At 38.4% G+C, this 16586-nt stretch carries 12 protein-coding genes; 3 read left to right on the top strand and 9 right to left on the bottom strand.

The window, feature by feature from the left end; all coding sequences use genetic code 11:
* Positions 1-19: 19 nt before the first annotated feature.
* Positions 20-583: a DUF3109 family protein gene (locus tag P8O16_RS03670; protein WP_300310978.1), complete on the top strand. Its 564-nt coding sequence runs from the start codon at positions 20-22 to the stop codon at positions 581-583.
* Positions 584-595: 12 nt separating this feature from the next.
* Here P8O16_RS03670 and P8O16_RS03675 read toward each other — a convergent pair whose 3' ends face one another.
* The 3 genes from P8O16_RS03675 to P8O16_RS03685 all read right to left on the bottom strand — a co-directional run bounded on the left by P8O16_RS03675 (position 596) and on the right by P8O16_RS03685 (position 3379).
* Complete coding sequence (locus P8O16_RS03675; protein WP_300310980.1) at positions 596-1150, bottom strand: DUF4287 domain-containing protein; 555 nt, start codon at positions 1148-1150, stop codon at positions 596-598.
* A gap of 12 nt (positions 1151-1162) precedes the next feature.
* On the bottom strand, positions 1163-2155 hold the full coding sequence (locus tag P8O16_RS03680) for a hypothetical protein (RefSeq protein WP_300310982.1): 993 nt from the start codon (positions 2153-2155) through the stop codon (positions 1163-1165).
* A gap of 78 nt (positions 2156-2233) precedes the next feature.
* Positions 2234-3379: an acyltransferase family protein gene (locus P8O16_RS03685; protein WP_300310984.1), complete on the bottom strand. Its 1146-nt coding sequence runs from the start codon at positions 3377-3379 to the stop codon at positions 2234-2236.
* 109 nt (positions 3380-3488) lie between these two features.
* Here P8O16_RS03685 and P8O16_RS03690 point away from each other — a divergent pair, with 109 nt between their 5' ends.
* Complete coding sequence (locus P8O16_RS03690; RefSeq protein WP_300310986.1) at positions 3489-4370, top strand: PPK2 family polyphosphate kinase; 882 nt, start codon at positions 3489-3491, stop codon at positions 4368-4370.
* A 94-nt stretch (positions 4371-4464) separates the two neighbouring features.
* Positions 4465-5685 carry a S8 family serine peptidase gene (locus P8O16_RS03695; protein ID WP_300310988.1) on the top strand — a complete coding sequence of 407 codons (1221 nt, stop codon included), beginning with the start codon at positions 4465-4467 and terminating at the stop codon, positions 5683-5685.
* A gap of 206 nt (positions 5686-5891) precedes the next feature.
* Here the strand turns inward: P8O16_RS03695 and P8O16_RS03700 are convergent, their stop codons facing one another.
* From P8O16_RS03700 to accC, 6 genes are all read right to left on the bottom strand, one after another.
* Entirely contained in the window at positions 5892-8126 is a 2235-nt protein-coding gene (locus tag P8O16_RS03700; RefSeq protein WP_300310990.1) for an adenylate/guanylate cyclase domain-containing protein, read from the bottom strand.
* A 239-nt stretch (positions 8127-8365) separates the two neighbouring features.
* Positions 8366-9100, bottom strand: coding sequence for an SIS domain-containing protein (locus P8O16_RS03705; protein WP_300310992.1), 735 nt, complete (start codon positions 9098-9100; stop codon positions 8366-8368).
* A 3-nt stretch (positions 9101-9103) separates the two neighbouring features.
* Positions 9104-11230 carry a c-type cytochrome domain-containing protein gene (locus P8O16_RS03710; RefSeq protein WP_300310994.1) on the bottom strand — a complete coding sequence of 709 codons (2127 nt, stop codon included), beginning with the start codon at positions 11228-11230 and terminating at the stop codon, positions 9104-9106.
* Positions 11231-11236: 6 nt separating this feature from the next.
* Positions 11237-12691 carry a DUF1501 domain-containing protein gene (locus P8O16_RS03715; protein WP_300310996.1) on the bottom strand — a complete coding sequence of 485 codons (1455 nt, stop codon included), beginning with the start codon at positions 12689-12691 and terminating at the stop codon, positions 11237-11239.
* Position 12692: 1 nt separating this feature from the next.
* Positions 12693-15008, bottom strand: a complete 2316-nt coding sequence (locus P8O16_RS03720; protein ID WP_300310998.1) for a PSD1 and planctomycete cytochrome C domain-containing protein — start codon at positions 15006-15008, stop codon at positions 12693-12695.
* 222 nt (positions 15009-15230) lie between these two features.
* Positions 15231-16580, bottom strand: coding sequence for an acetyl-CoA carboxylase biotin carboxylase subunit (gene accC, locus P8O16_RS03725; protein ID WP_300311000.1), 1350 nt, complete (start codon positions 16578-16580; stop codon positions 15231-15233).
* Positions 16581-16586: the final 6 nt, after the last annotated feature.

Consider the following 16586-nt stretch of genomic DNA (forward strand, 5'->3'; position numbering starts at 1 on the left):
AGATCAAAATAATTACGATATGATTTTAGTGGGGAATGCAGTATTGTCAGATGATATTAAGGAAAACTTTTTTGTCTGTGATTTGGAAGCCTGCAAAGGTGCATGCTGCGTAGAGGGTGATGCTGGTGCGCCATTGGAGGATGATGAGACAAAAATCCTCGAGGAAATCTACCCTATTGTAAAAGATTACATTACCGAGGAGGGAAGAGCTGCCATTGAAAAACAAGGTACTTGGGTGATTGACAAGGACGGAGATAAAGGCACTCCAACTATAGGGGATAACCGAGAGTGTGCCTATGCTTTATACGATGACCGAGGGATTCTTAAATGCGGGATAGAGCAGGCATATCTAGCTGGTAAGATCGACTATAAAAAACCGATTTCCTGTCATATGTATCCGATTCGGGTTAAGAAATACGATGATTTTGATGCCTTGAATTACGATCGATGGCATATCTGCGATCCAGCTTGTCAACTGGGTTCAAGCCTAAAGGTTCCGATCTACAAGTTTCTCAAAGATGCACTTGTCCGAAAGTATGGGGAAGCTTGGTATGAAGAGTTGGTTGCTGAAATTGAAGGTTAATTATTTCTTGTATTAGTGAGCAGCATCGTAGGCTTTCTTTAACCAATCAACGATTTCAGGATTGAAGTCTTTTGTTTCTGCAATATTAATTTTATGGTTGCACATGCCATTGGTTTTTGTGTCAATCTCCAAAATCCCTTCAGGTTCTTGGCCTTTTAAGTTTATTCCAATTTCATAGCGGGTTTTTGTAGCTGGAATAAGCATGGCAAATTGCTTTCTTCGCTTTACACTGATGTAGGCGTTTTTAGGGGCGAATTCAATATCATTTCCAAACTCTGATATTATGGCTTTTAACTTTTCATAAATGGGAAGAAAGTGCTCCTTGCCTTTATATTGTTTTTCGATCAGATCATTCACATCTGGTGCTGAGCCTGCATCACTTTTTAAGGTTTTATGAGCAACTAGATTCGCAAAACCATGGGTAAATCCATGGTTATCTTTTAGAAATTTCATGATTTCTCCATGTTTTGCAAATCCTTCTTTTCTCACGATTTGAATCCATTGCTCCAATGTTTTCCCATAGTTCTTTTCCAAATTGGAAATCATAGTTTGTGCAGCATCTTCCATAGTTGTCGAGTTTTAGATTTCTATTTCTACCATAACTGGAAAGTGATCAGAAGCATTAAACAGTTGAGTTCGTAGATTTTGAATAATGGGATCATCTTTTTCCAAATAGGGGTTCCAAACTTTTCCATTTGAAAAATTTAGTCCTTGACTGGCTAATATATGATCGATTAAGACATTGATTTGATCTCCTGTAATCCGGTCTCTATATCTACTTGAATTAGGAGTGTATCCATAAGAACCCAATCTAGGTTTTGGAAGAACGGATTTTAAAATTAATTCAGGACTCCAAGTATCTCCAAGCAAAATTTCTACAGCGCTTTTACTGAATTTATTTTCGTAGAAATCCAAGTCAAATCCATCGTTTATATCTCCCATAACCATTACTTGTTGCCCTTTTTTTAGATAAGTGTCACATCTATCCCGGATTGACATGCATTCGGCAAAAAGTTTCAATCGATCTCGAGCAGATATCTGCTCAAATCTTGCATAATCTACCATGTCAAAAATCCCTTTAGATTTGGTGTGGGCTACGATTACTCTGGAAATAAATTCTCCGTCGGGAGTCAAGAGACTGAGCTCAAGTGGTGGACGATAGTGCTCATATTGCTCTTTGATAAGCCGATTGGTTGTATCTACTAAGAAAGGTTCGTCAAATCGCTTTCCATTTTCTGTGACAGGTGTAAAGAGCACCTTCAGCTTGTCCGGCTTATAAATTGCGGAAAGCTCCTGCTGACCAGCTGAGGGGAAACCATGGATTCCTTTATAAGCTTTTGAAGGGATGAAATGCTGAGTCCAAGCTTCTAATTGAGCTGAAGCGGTTTTAGCCCCACTCACTAAAGTGTTTGGCCCTTCGACTATTCCCATAAAATCAGGATCCATGGCGTCTATCACTTCTGCCAGTTGCCGACTACGTTCCCCATCTTTTCCAGTAGTGGTGGGAGAACCATCTGTTTCGAATAGATTTCGCATCCATTCTACATTGTATACTGCAATTTTCAGTTTCATAAAAATCTTTATTTAAATTAAAAATCAGTTTTAATTTAAATAAAGATTTGGAAAATGCTGGCTAACAAAGCATTAGGTTTACACTTTTATATAAACTTTTTTTCGATCCATCCAGTATCCAATTACCCAAATAAGTAGCATGTAACTAATCGCAAATAGGAAGGAAGCCAGCTTTGGGCTTAGCCAATTCGAGAAAAGATTAGAATAAATGGCTCCTTTAAGAGTAGTATCACCTATAGGAATCATCGAGAAAATCGAAATCACAATCCCTGAGGCTACATAGAGAATCAAAGGATTTCTACCAAAAACCTCAAAGAAATAGGTCCATCCTTTCCAGTTTCGAATCTCTATGAACCAGATCAAAACTGATAATATTAATAGGTCTCGGCCAACTGTATGGAGGACATATGAACTTGTCCAGATTTTTTTATTGATAGGGAAAACAATGTCCCAAACGTAGCTGAGAATGACTAGACCAATAGACCAAACTAATAAAGTACGGACGGTTTTAAAGTTGTTTCCATTCTTTTGAATGAAAATACCTGCTAGATAGCCGGCTATGACATTTACTATGGAAGGAAGTGTGCTTAGAATGCCTTCTGGATCAAAAGGAATTCCTTCACCTGTGTACATCCGCTCAGCACCAATTACCGCCAAATCAAGTTTGATGGCAGCATTGCCTTCCAGACCATATGGGTCTCCTGGATCCCCAAAAAAATACATTAGCCCCCAATAAGCTAGGAGCGCAATGCCAGAAAAGATCCATCCTAGTTTTGGACCGCCTAGGTATAAGACCAATGCTCCGAAGAAATAAGCTAAAGCAATTCGTTGTAAAACTCCGAAAAGTCTGACTTCACCAAGATTGATAAAAGTCATGCTACCAGATTCTGTAATTTCATAAAACGGAAATGCATTTAATAGCCATCCTATCAAGAAAATCAAAACTGTTCTTTTTCCTACTTTTTTGAAGAAGTCTTCTGCTGACATTTCACCTAATCGTTTCATAGCAAAACTCATTGCATTACCTACCACAAATAGGAAAGTAGGAAAAACCAAATCAGTCATAGTAAATCCATGCCAGGAAGCGTGTGCTAAGGGGCCGTATAAATTTGACCAGCTTCCAGGTGTATTCACGATAATCATAAACGCAATGGTCATTCCGCGAAGCACATCAAGTGCTAAATAGCGATTACTCATTGGGGATTGGAGAGAGGATGGTGTCATAGACTCTTTCTGGGCTTATTTTGGGTGATTATTCTTAGGGCTTTAAGATAAAACATTATATTGTTTTTTGCTTAATGCCCCTGACTTTGTCTTATTGAAATTATTATTTATGAAAAATATCCCTATTGAATCTCTAAAGGTTACAGAACCCATAAAACTGAATGAACTTCCGACTTACATTGATTTGGAATGTTCTGAAAAGAAAAAAGATAAAGTGCTTAATGAATACAGGGAGGCATTAAGTGACCACCAAGATATGATGTATGCACACGATAAATATAGTGTCCTAATTTGTTTGCAAGGAATGGATACTGCGGGAAAGGATAGCTTGATTCGTGAAGTATTCAAGGAATTCAACCCCAGAGGAGTAGTGATCGAAAGCTTCAAAACTCCGTCTTCGCAGGAATTGGAGCATGATTATTTATGGAGGCATTACATTGCCCTTCCTGAACGAGGAAAATATACTGTTTTCAATCGAACTCATTATGAAAATGTGTTAGTGACTCGAGTGCATCCAGAATATATTTTGAACGAAAATATTCCAGGAATCAATACCACGGATGATATAACTCCTGAATTTTGGGAAAATCGTTTTGATTCGATAATTAATTTTGAAAAACATGTTCAACAAAACGGAATCATCATTCTTAAGTTTTTTCTCCATCTAAGTAAAAAAGAACAGGGTGCCAGGTTGCTGAGAAGGCTTGATAAGCCTAAGCACAATTGGAAATTCTCCCCCGGTGATCTGAAAGAAAGATCCCATTGGGATGATTATCAAAAATATTATGAAGAGGCCATTAACAAAACATCAAAGCCTGATGCTCCTTGGTATATAATTCCTGCTGATAATAAAGAAACAGCCCGTGTTTTGGTAGCAAAAACGATCCTAGAAGAAGTTAGTAAGTATACTGATATCGTCTACCCGGAATTGAATGAAGCAATCAAAAAAGATATTCCGAAATACCAAGAGCAATTAAAAGAGGAGAAGTAGTAAATTGTTTGAAACTCTTTTTGTGTTATTTTAAGATAAAAATTATACTTATATAGAGTTTTAATTCAAATTTTTAAACAAAACAAAGTATTCAATGAGAAAATTATTCTTTCTTTTTTTAGCAGTTTTTCTTTTTGGTTCAGTAGAGGCCCAAAAAAGATATGTGGTAAAACTTAAAGACAAACCACTTTCTGAAGGTAGAGTCGAGACAGGAGATCGTGATACCAATAACGATCGTCAAAAAGGCCCGAGAAAAGATAAACTTGATAAGGTGGATCGATTAGCTAGGAGTAAAGGGGTCAATAATGTGTTTAAATCCTTTGCTGATGCAGAAGTAGGGTTTATTGCAGAATTGACAGAAGCACAAAGACAAGCCTTACAAGCAGATTCGGATGTAGAGTCTGTTTTGGAGGATTTTAAGATGCAAAGCAAACCAAGGATGCAAAGTCGTCCTAGAATGCAATCCAGACCAAGGATGCAGGTAGATTATGGCTATGATATTGACTTGGGTACTAGTTGTGCAATTGACCAGTCAGGCGGTCCTATAAAAATCAACGGAAGTGTGAAAAAGTCAATTTGGGTGATAGATTCTGGTATTGATGGTAAACACAAAGATTTGAAAGTAGATAAAAAGTACAGCAAATCATTTATTGATAATTCACCATTAGTGGATGGAGTAGGTCACGGAACCCATGTGGCAGGTATAGCAGCAGCCGATGGAAAGGGAAACCCAAGTAGCTTCAGAATGAGTGGAGTTGCCGCAGGAGCTAATCTAATTTCTCTAAAAGTATTAGACAGTAATGGTGAAGGATTTTGGTCAGATATCATTGCTGCACTGGATCATGTGAGCAAGTTTGGGATCAAAGGTGACGTAGTTATGATGAGCTTGGGAAGTTTTGAAATTGCTAATTGTGAAAATTCTAATCCTCAACTTAAGCAAGCAATTGAGCATGTTGCAGATTTGGGAATTTATGTGGTGATGTCTGCTGGAAATGATGAGGGAGATGCAATGCGGAATTCTCCAGGCTGTATCTCTGGACCAAATATTTTCACAATAGGTTCGATAGATTCCAGTTGTGCTGATGGTACAATTGGATGTTCTGAATTCTCCAACTTTGGTCCAAATGTAGATTGGGTCGTTCCTGGGGACAATATTTTCTCGACTTTCCCTGGAGATGAGTATGCTGTTCAATCTGGGACATCCATGTCTTGCGCTCTATTTGCAGGTATTATGTTAGCGACTGATGGTAATCCAGTGGTTTCCTCATCGATTAATTGTAGTGGAAGAAATTATTCTATTCCTAAAGTGAGATAGGAAATAATTATTGCCATTATGATTGAAGATTTCCTGAATCATAAATATTAGACTGCTTAGGTTAGCTGTCTATTGACTTTTGATCTTAGCAGCTACTTTCGAAGCTCAAATCTTTTCTTATTGGTAAGAATTTGGCCATCCTTATTTACTTATTCAAGAGGCTCAATTGAAAATCAATTGAGCCTCTTTTTTGAATTATAGTAGGTTTATTTGATAGGAGAACTAGCCCAAGAATTAAGAGCCATAACTCGGATTTCTCCTTTGATATTTGCCAAAAAGAGATTGAAATCCGGATTTGAATTTAAGCTTGTAAAAAGTGGATTGTTTTCGATCATGATGTAATCCTGGAAATTTAAATCTTTTGCCTTTTCCAGATAATTTAAAGCTTCTTGATTGTTTCCTTGTAGAGCTTCCAGTGCAGCCGCAAAAAAGGCAAAATCCTTATCTAATTCATCTCCTGACAATACTTCAATATAGTTAGCCAACTTGCGATCAATTAAATCCTGTGGTGCTAAAGTTTCTCCTTCATTACCTCTGAGGAATCCCATATCTTTTTTTAGAAGATAAGCTAAAAAGACTGGTGTACTGAAATAGGGGTCAGAATCCCAATTCTTTTTCATCTCCATGGCATCCTCAAATAAACTTTTAGCTAGTTTAAAATCACCTTTTAAGAATGCTAAGATCCCTGCAGATTGGTAAGTATAAGGGTTGCCTTTTTCCAAAGAAATTATTTTGGGTATCTGTGCAGCTACACTATCCATCTTTTGCTCAGCTAGAAAGCTAAGTCCCAATTGTTCGTATGTATCGTAGGATGGTTTTATAGTAATGGATTTGCGAAGCCAGATTTGAGCTTCTTTCTGATTTTCTAATAGTCTATAATTCCATCCAAGAATTTGGAATGGTATAAAACTTCTCGGGTTTAAGCCAGCAGCTTTCCGCTGAAGAGCCAAAGACTTATCTAATTGACCAGAAACAAAGTAAACGGTTGCGAGATTACCGACAGCCTGAGCATGATTATTACTTATTTCAACAGCCTTTACCAGATTTTCAGTGGCCAAATCATATTGATTATTATAATAGTAAGCAATTCCTAGGGCTTTGAAGGGTTCAGCTAGACGAGGATCCTTTTCAACTGCAATTTTTCCGGCATTCAAAGCAGAATCAATCCAAACACTTCCTTGATAAAAAACCCCTTCCATTTGAGCATAGGAATCAGCTAATCCAGCCCAGGCCAAAGCAAAATCTTCATCAATCTCTATTGCCTTTTTAAAGTTTGCGATGGCTTCAAAATTCCTAGGTAATTCATACTCATAGTAAAGCTCTCTGCCTTTAAGGTATTCCTCGTAGGCCTCAAAACTTTCCGTTGGCCTCTTTTTTAACTGATTTATTTCATCCAAAGTCACATTTGCTTTCAACTTTGCTGCGATTTCTTCAGCTATAGTAGATTGAATTTCAAAGAGATCATCGATCTGATCTAAATCGAATGTTTCTGCCCAAAGGGCTTGATTAGAATTTACATCAATAAGTTGAACTCTGATTCGAATTTTCTCTCCGGCCCATTGCACACTTCCTTCCAATAAAGTGCTGACTCCAAGCGAAAAAGCGATTTCAGCATTACTCTCTTGAGAATTTTTATACAATACTGTACTAGATCTTGAAATTACTCTTAAGGAGTTTATTTTGGAAAGTTGCGTAATGATATCTTCTGTAAGACCATCGCTGAAGTATTCCTTTGTCGGATCTGCATTCAGATTTTTCAGAGGAAGAACTGCAACTGATTTGTCGTTTTCCCAAGGATTAGTGGGATTGAGAAGGATTGTCCAAATCAAAAAACCTATAACTCCTATCAGCGCTACGATCCCAATCCAATATTTCCAAGGGTTTCGCTCTTGAAATTTGACTGTGCGGATCATTTCCTGGCGCTTTGGAACAGCTAGGATATCATTTGTCAACGCAAAAAGCTCCAGCTTTCGAGCAACATTCTTCAGATCAAAATAACCCAGATTAATGCATGGGAATATTAGTTTATCCTTGATTAGAAGTAGAACTTCTTTCGAAAATAAAATGCAGGAAGGCACACCGATGCTTTGTATTCTTGAAGCTACATTAACAGCATCCCCGAACACATCATTGTTTTCAAAAATAATTTCTCCAGAATGAAGCCCAATTCTCAGTTTAACTTCTGGATCATCATGCCAAAGGTTTTGAATCTCCAGACTTGCGTTCAAGGAATCCTCTGCAGTTTCAAAAACAGCCAGAATTCCATCTCCAAGTTCTTTGATAAGTCGGCCATTGTGCTTTTCAAATGCTTGCTGGTGAAAAGAAACATTCTTTTTCATCAGCTCAAAGGCTCTATCCTCGTCCTTTCCCATCAAGAGTGTGTAGCCAACAATATCTGAGAAAAATACGACCGAAAGTTGTCTCTTAAGGGGTTGATTCATATACAAAAACTAATTGGGAGTGCTCTAGTCAATTAGAATAGTTATTTGCGGCTTGGTCTTGCTATTTGTTCTGTCTTTATGAGAAGGCATTCAAAATAATACCTAATCAAAGGTTAAAATAGGACAAACAATTTTTAATCTCGAATTTATCACGAAGTGAATTTGGATTATTTTAATTTTTTCTGATTTGAAATCTTTAAAACCTTAAAAATTAACAAGCTTAAACAAGTTTAGATCTGCTAGATGGATTTTATTAAAGCTCTGTATTTTTCAGTCAAAACGGTATTTATTTCTTCCCCTTCATCTGAATTAGAACTGCTGAAGATTTCTGGTTGAAATCCTTGTTTGACTAGTATTTCGGTGGCTTGAACCATTATCGCCTGAACGATTGCTGCTCCAAGGACGGTAGAGGTAGCTCCAACCATTGTCGGTAAATCATTTATAGAAATGCTCGCGTCGCCAATCTCCCCAAAATTATCCAAATAAAGATCGCTGACCTCAAAAAGCTTCAATCCAGACGAATGCCTTGACTCCACCGATTTGGTATGTTTAAGATTTGTAAGACAGATTACTTTTGCTCCAGCAGCTTTTGCAATTTGAGCCATTTCGATTGAAACGGGATTTCTACCTGAATTTGAACTTATGATAAAAACGTCGGATGCTCCAAATTGATATTCTGAAAGAAGTTTTGCTGCGTAACCCTCCATTCGTTCTACTTCAGTACTTTTTGAGGCATTTTCATGGAGCATCAAAGCAGGATCCAGAATGGGGATAATTCTGGCAAAGCCACCGGCTCTGTAAAAAATCTCCTCAGCTAAAAGATGGGAGTGTCCAGTACCCGATGTAAAAATCCAACCATTTTGTTCTATAGAATCTGCAATCCAAGTTGCTGCTTGCTGGATTTTAATTTTTTGATCAAATGCTACTTTTAGTTTTTCCGAGATGGTTCTAAAATAGCGTTGGTAGGCTTCCATTATTCAATTCACTAAGATTTCATCCACAAAAACCCATCCTTTAGATCCTGCACCCGGATGCCACTTTGGTAAAGATGCAATGGGATAAAGCTTAATTCGTATTGCTTCATATTCAACTTTAGAAATATCATATTGAAGCATTCTAGATCTTGGTAATTCCACTTTCTGGGATTGCTCAGGTACTTCATTTATAATAGTAGTCCAAGCTCCGTTTTTAAAACCTTTTATTTCTACAGAAGCAGGAGGGAATATATATGCTCCTTCATGGTAGAGCAACCCAATCACCAATTCAGAATAGTTAACATCTGAATTCAGCGTCATTTCAAGTTCCAAAGCTTCATCTTGGAAACCAAGCCATTCTCCGGTAGTATGATTGTTTTGACCCTTGATTTGATCGAATAGTGTAGCAGCACCATTAGCTTTATACTGTTTGTTTGGAGTGCTTAGTAATTTGTATTCGGTAGGCGTCAGTCCCGATTTAAGAAATTGAAAATTGGCTTCAGGAGATCCAATCCAGTCTTTTGCAAATACTTTGGTGCGGAAAGTACTTGTCTTTTTTATCCAAATTGGTTCTTTATAAACTTCACTAGTTAAGCTATCTGGTTCTGATCCATCGAGTGTGTAGCGAATCTCAACTGTTTTGATAGGGTGAGTAATAACCACTTCCATACTATCTCTAAACATCATTTTGTCAAAACTCACCTTTGGGGAATTCAAAGGATAAATAGTGCTACTGCCGTCAAATCCAAAGTCAATTTCTGTATTTACTAACTTAGATTTTAAGCTGCTTTGATCTGATGAGGACAGTCCAGTCTGCCATAAATAGAGACTGATGAGCTGATCCATTTCACCCAATGATCTCAAAGCATCTGAATCGATTTTGTTGCCTGAAAGTGCTAAATGCTTCAATGTTTTGATTAAAGCTAAAACTTCTATCTGCTTAGAATCCAGATCTGTAAAATTAGCTTGAACTTCCTCTAAATGACTTAATTCTTTTAAAACAGAAAGATCTGCACCTGCCAAAGGCATTTTGTTCAAATTGAGTTTAACTACTTGGTCTTTTATTTTTTTAAGATCATTTAGTGAAGCGGGATCAAAAGCGGCAATCCCAAAATAGGAAACTTCCAATGCAGGAGACTCAGGATAGATTGCTTCGACTTTTCGGAAGAAATTATTTAACTCTTTTATATCTGAATAATCAGCCGATTCGAACGTATAGGTTTTCTTTGAGTCAAATTTTTTAGATGCTAAAACAAAAAGTTTATTCTCCGGAGCAATTTCCACCACTTTTTGTTCGAATGAAGCCCCATTTGCAACCCATTCTGTTAATATTTCTAACTCTTCTTCGGTAAGTTGGGCCTTGTTCTTTGGAGGCATATGCTTCTTTTCCTCCATTGGAAGATCTATTCGCTGGATTAAAAGTGAATTTTTAAAATCTCCTGCTAAAACAAATGGTCCGGATTTTCCTCCTTTTTGTAATCCCTCGATATGATCCATCCGAAGTTCTCCTTTGATTTTCCCTTCTTTATGGCAACTCATACACTTGTTCTCTAAAATTGGCAGTACCATATCATTGAAAACTTCTGCTTCTGCCAGCGGAGTGATTTCAGCTTCTTTTTCTTGAATAGGTGCCAATAGGAAGTCTTGGCCATGAGTAATGTTAGCTCCCCAATGCCCCGTAGCTGTTATTCCAGCAGCAAGCAAAAGACTGATTGGTTTCAGGACTTTTTTTGGTTGATCTCTAAAAAAATATAAACCCGTACATAAATAAAACACAGCAACTCCCGACCATTGATGCCAAAGGATTGCGTCTCCATCATAATCTTCTCTGGCCAAAATTAAACCTGCGACAACTGTAAGCCCCGCGAAATTACAACCAGCTAGTAATGCTAAATCTCCAATTTTTTTGAAATCTGGTTTTTGGTCAACTTCTGGTATCCAAGTAAATAAAAGACCTAAAAGTAGCAGAACGATAGGAAAATGAAGAAGTAGCGGATGGCTTCTCCCAATCACTTGAACCCAATCTGGAAGTAATAACCGATCTGCACCCAACGCTAAAACAAGGACTAACCCAACCCAAATAAAAAGGACATTCTCAAGAAGAGATTTTAGAGATAGAGATTTGAGCATGGATTTCTAGGCAATAATATCTTTAACAACCTTTCCTGATACGTCGGTCAATCGGTAGCGCCTTCCCAGATGTTTATAAGTCATTCGCTCATGATCTATTCCCATCAAATTCATTACGGTGGCTTGGAAATCGTGTACATGAACAGGGTTTTCTGCAATGTTGTAGCCGAATTCATCTGTCTCTCCGTAGACCATTCCTGATTTTACACCGCCACCAGCCATCCAAATTGAAAATGCTCTAGGGTGATGATCACGTCCATAATTGTCAGCTAGAATTTTTCCCTGACAATAATTTGTTCGACCAAATTCTCCTCCCCAAATCACTAAAGTTTCATCCAGTAATCCACGTTGCTTTAAGTCAGTAATCAAAGCCGCTGATGCCTGATCGACATCTTGGGCTTGAAGGGCCATTTCATTTGGAAGATTTCCGTGCTGGTCCCAGCCTTGATGGTAAAGCTGTACGAATCGTACGCCACTTTCTGAAAGCTTCCTTGCTAAAAGACAATTTGCTGCATAAGTGCCTGGAACGAGGCAATCTGGGCCATAAAGTTTGATGATGCTATCTGGTTCTTTTGAAACGTCTGTCATTTCAGGGACAGCAGTTTGCATGCGGAAAGCCATTTCATATTGCTGAACTTTTGCGGTAATCTCAGGGTCATTGAATTCCCGATAGCTCAGATCGTTCATTGCAGCGATTTGATCAAGCATTTTTCGGCGTTCATCCCGACTCATTTTATCAGGATCTTTTAAATAGAGCACCGGATCCTCAGAATTTGAAAACTGAACACCCTGATGTGTTGCGTCTAAAAATCCATTACTCCAAAGTTTGGAATAAACACCTTGCCCATTTCCTCTTCCTCGACTCAGCAAAACGCAAAATGCAGGCAGATTGCTGTTTTCGCTTCCTAAACCATAACTCAACCAACTTCCCATGCTTGGTCTATTTCCAACTTGTGCTCCCGTCTGGAAAAAAGTCAAGGCTGGATCGTGATTAATAGCTTCTGTATGCATGGATTTGATGATGCAAATATCATCCACGATTTTTGAAGTATGTGGGAAAATTGATGAAATCCAAGCTCTGGATTGTCCGTATTGTTGAAATGGAAAATAGGAACCAACCAAGGGGAATGAAGTTTGACCAGCAGTCATTCCTGTTAATCTTTGCCCTCCTCGAATAGATTCTGGAAGTTCTTTCCCCATTTGCTGATTAAGCAATGGCTTGTAGTCAAAGGTTTCTAATTGACTCGGAGCTCCATTCTGAAATAGGTAAATGACTCTCTTTGCCTTTGGAGCAAAATGAGGCAAAGCATTCATAAGATCTTCCTCGGCGGATTCTTTTCCCGAAAACAAATCCGGAATCAGCAAGGAACCCAAAGCAGCACTTCCTACTCCCAAACTTAATCTGGATAGAAATTTTCGCCGGTTTAAATTTAACCCTTGTTCTAATTCTTCCTTTTCCATATTAAATTTTGGTAATCGTTTCTTCTAAATTATAAATACTAACTATGACCTGCATCAAAGCGGCTGTCTCGGCATTTACTGCGGACTCCTCAAGTGGATATTCTCCTACTTCGAGAGTAGGTCTTATTTGCTTTTCATCTGATTGAAATCGCTCCAACTGATCTTCATAGTATTCCAGTAATAGTTGATGTTCTTTTGAACTCATTTCTCTACTGACGATCCTTAGAAAAGCTTGGTCAATTGACTTTTCTGCGTCCATCTCCTTGAGTAGGGATGAAGCTAGTACTCTTGATGCCTCCAATACCATCGGGTCATTCATCATTACCAAAGCTTGGAGTGGGGTATTAGTCCTGTTTCTGGAGATTTCGCATCGATCACGGTTACTGCCATCAAAAATGATGGCTTTGGGAGGCGGGACAGTTAGTTTGATGAAATTATAAATTCCTCTACGGTACAGATCACTTCCTTTGTCTTGTACATAAGTTGCAAGGACACCTCGACCTGAAGTAGCAGATTCCCAGATTCCTTCTGGTTGGTAAGGTTTTACACTTGGTCCCCCGATTTTTTGGTGGAGCAATCCACTACTAGCCAAAACCAAATCCTGTATGTTTTCAGCAGGTAACCGAAGCCTAGGCGCTCTTGCTAAATAAACATTCTCTGGATCGATATTTAGATGATTATCTGTGATTTTTGCTGATTGACGATAGGTAGACGACATTAAAATCTGTTTGATTAATCGCTTGATATCCCAACCATTTTCCATAAAATCTACTGCCAACCAGTCCAAAAGTTCAGGATGACTAGGCAGATCTCCTTGCATCCCAAAATCTCCAGCAGATTTTACAATGCCCGTTCCAAACAATTCTTGCCAGATTAGATTAACAAAAACGCGGGAGGTAAGTGGGTTGTCAGGGTCTGTAATCCATTTAGCAAGTCCAAGACGATTTTTTTCTAAGTCCTGAGAAAAAGGCAAGATGGATTTAGGGGTGCCGGGATCCACTGCAACAGTAGGTGCATCGTAAACCCCTCTGTCCAGAATGAAAGTGGTTCTGCTTTCTTCACCATCCAATTCATCCATAACAGATACGCTTAATTTGGTGGTGTCTTTATGATTGATAAAACTCATCACCCCACTCAAATCCTCCTGATCTACCCAAAGGATCGGGGTCTTGGCAGGTTTGGAAATACTTACATCTCCTTCATATCCTTTTTCGGGACTGTTGTTGAAAAAGGCATAAAATTGATAATATTCTTTTTGGGAAAAGGGATCGTATTTATGATCATGGCACTGTGCACATTCCATCGTGATGCCAAGTAGCCCTTTACTGATCGTATTTGTTTTATCCAGGACATATTCAACTCTGTATTCCTCATCTATTACGCCACCTTCTTCTGTGTATTTGTGATTTCTATTGAATGCGGTTGCTAAAATTTGCTCCTTATTCGCATTTGGCATTAAGTCTCCAGCAAGTTGCCAAGTAATAAATTCGTCGTAGGGTAGGTTTTGGTTAAATGCATGAATCACCCAGTCTCGATAGGGCCACTGCGTACGGATATTGTCATCTTGGTACCCATAACTATCAGCGTAGCGAGAAATATCCATCCAAAGCACTCCAAGTTTCTCACCGAAGGTGGGCTCATTCAATAGTCCATCAACTAAATCTTCATAGGAGCTTTCTCCGCTGAAATCTCCAAATCTATGCAATAATTCCGGGCTGGGAGGGAGGCCTGTGAGATCTAGGCTAACTCGTTTAATGAGTTCATTAGGTTTTGCTTCGGGATTAGGCTGAAGCCCTTTTTCGACTATTTTCTTATAGGTAAAGAAATCGATCTCATTTGTTCCCCATTTTTTATTTTTGGGTACTTCAGTCTTTTTTGGTTTTACAAAAGCCCAATGAGGTTCATATTTAGCTCCTTGCTCAATCCAAGTTTTGATCAAAGCTATCTCACCCTCAGAAAGTGAAAGGTTAGATTCTGGTGGCGGCATCAACTCTCCTGGATCTTCTGAAATAATCCTATGGTAGAGTATCGACTCCTCTAAATTGCCGGAAACCAAAGCAAACTTACCTTTGGATTCTTTAAGAGCTGCAAATGCTCCTTCTTCTGTATCTAATCTAAGGTCTGATTCACGTTTGTTTGCGTCGGGACCGTGACAGGCAAAGCACTTGTCAGAAAGAATTGGTCTAATGTGAAAATTATAACTGATTTGCTCTCCATTACTTAACTCAATGGAATCTGCTTGCTTTGTGGTGCAGTTCCAAGCGCATAATGTAATAATCAGTAAAAAAAAAGATTCGATTTTGAGAAGTGATTTCATTTACAGCAATGGAAATAGAATACAAAATATAGGGATATTTGCATTTACTTCCATCATGGATTATTGAAAAATTAAACGAAGTCTTACTTGTAAGTCAATTTTTTTTGAAAATAAAAAAATAAACTTTCATTGTTCTTTTCCAGAATATCAAAAAGTGATTTAGGTTTTCGACAAAAATAATGGTAAGAAAAAAGCCAGCTGTTATCGCAGCTGGCTTTTGATTTACTTTTTGATTACTGAAAAATCGAAGTCTTCCAGAAATTTTGTAGTGAAGTCCCCTTCAATAAACTTCTTATCATTTAAGAGTGCAATGTGAAAAGGGATAGTTGTTTTAATTCCATCAATTACAAATTCTTCAAGAGCTCTTTTCATCCGTACAATGACTTCATCTCTGGATTGACCACTTACAATTAGTTTGGCAATCATTGAGTCATAATTCGGAGGGATCACATAGCCTGCATAAACGTGAGAATCTATTCTAACACCTCTTCCTCCCGGAATGTGTAAGTTTTGGATCTTACCTGGACTTGGTCTGAAACCATGAGCAGGATCTTCGGCATTGATTCTACATTCCATCGCATATAGCTTTGGATAATAGTTTCTTCCACTTATCGGTTCACCTGCAGCTACTTTGATCTGTTCTTTAATAAGGTCAAAATCAGTTACCTCTTCAGTAATAGGATGTTCTACCTGAATTCGGGTATTCATCTCCATGAAATAGAAATTTCTGTTTTTGTCTACTAGAAATTCTATCGTACCAGCACCTTCATATTTGATAGCTTCTGCACCTTTGATAGCTGCTTTTCCCATAGCCTCACGAAGGTCATCCGTAATAAAAGGTGAAGGGGTTTCTTCTACTAGCTTCTGGTGTCTTCTCTGAATTGAGCAATCTCGCTCTGAAAGATGACAAGCTTTACCAGTGCTGTCTCCAATGATTTGGATTTCTATATGTCTTGGTTCCTCTACATATTTTTCCAGATACAAGCCGTCGTTTCCGAAAGCGGCACCAGATTCCATACGAGCATCATCCCAAGCTTTTTTAAATTCCTTTTCTTCCCGTACGATTCGCATTCCTCGTCCACCACCTCCGGCGGTAGCCTTCAAAATGATTGGATAACCCATTTCCTTGGCAATCTTTACGCCATCTTCAATGGAGCTTAAAAGTCCTTCGGAGCCTGGGATTGTAGGGACGCCTGCCGCTTTCATGGTTGCCTTAGCCGTAGCCTTGTCACCCATTTTGTCAATCATGTCAGCACTTGCACCTATGAATTTGATTCCGTATTCATCACAGATTTTTGAAAATTCTGCATTTTCAGAAAGGAAACCGTATCCTGGATGAATCGCATCTGCATTAGTGATTTCAGCAGCAGCAATTATTCTTGGAATGTTTAAGTAAGATTCTTTACTTGGGGCAGGACCGATGCAAACAGCTTCATCTGCAAAGCGAACGTGTAAGCTGTCTTTATCCACTGTTGAATAAACAGCCACAGTTTTAATCCCCATTTCCTTACAGGTACGGATGATTCGAAGGGCTATTTCTCCTCTATTAGCTATTAATATTTTTGAAAACACAAGTCT

Origin of the sequence: Algoriphagus sp. (assembly GCF_029254265.1) — a bacterium.
In the GTDB taxonomy this organism is placed as follows: Bacteria; Bacteroidota; Bacteroidia; order Cytophagales; family Cyclobacteriaceae; genus Algoriphagus.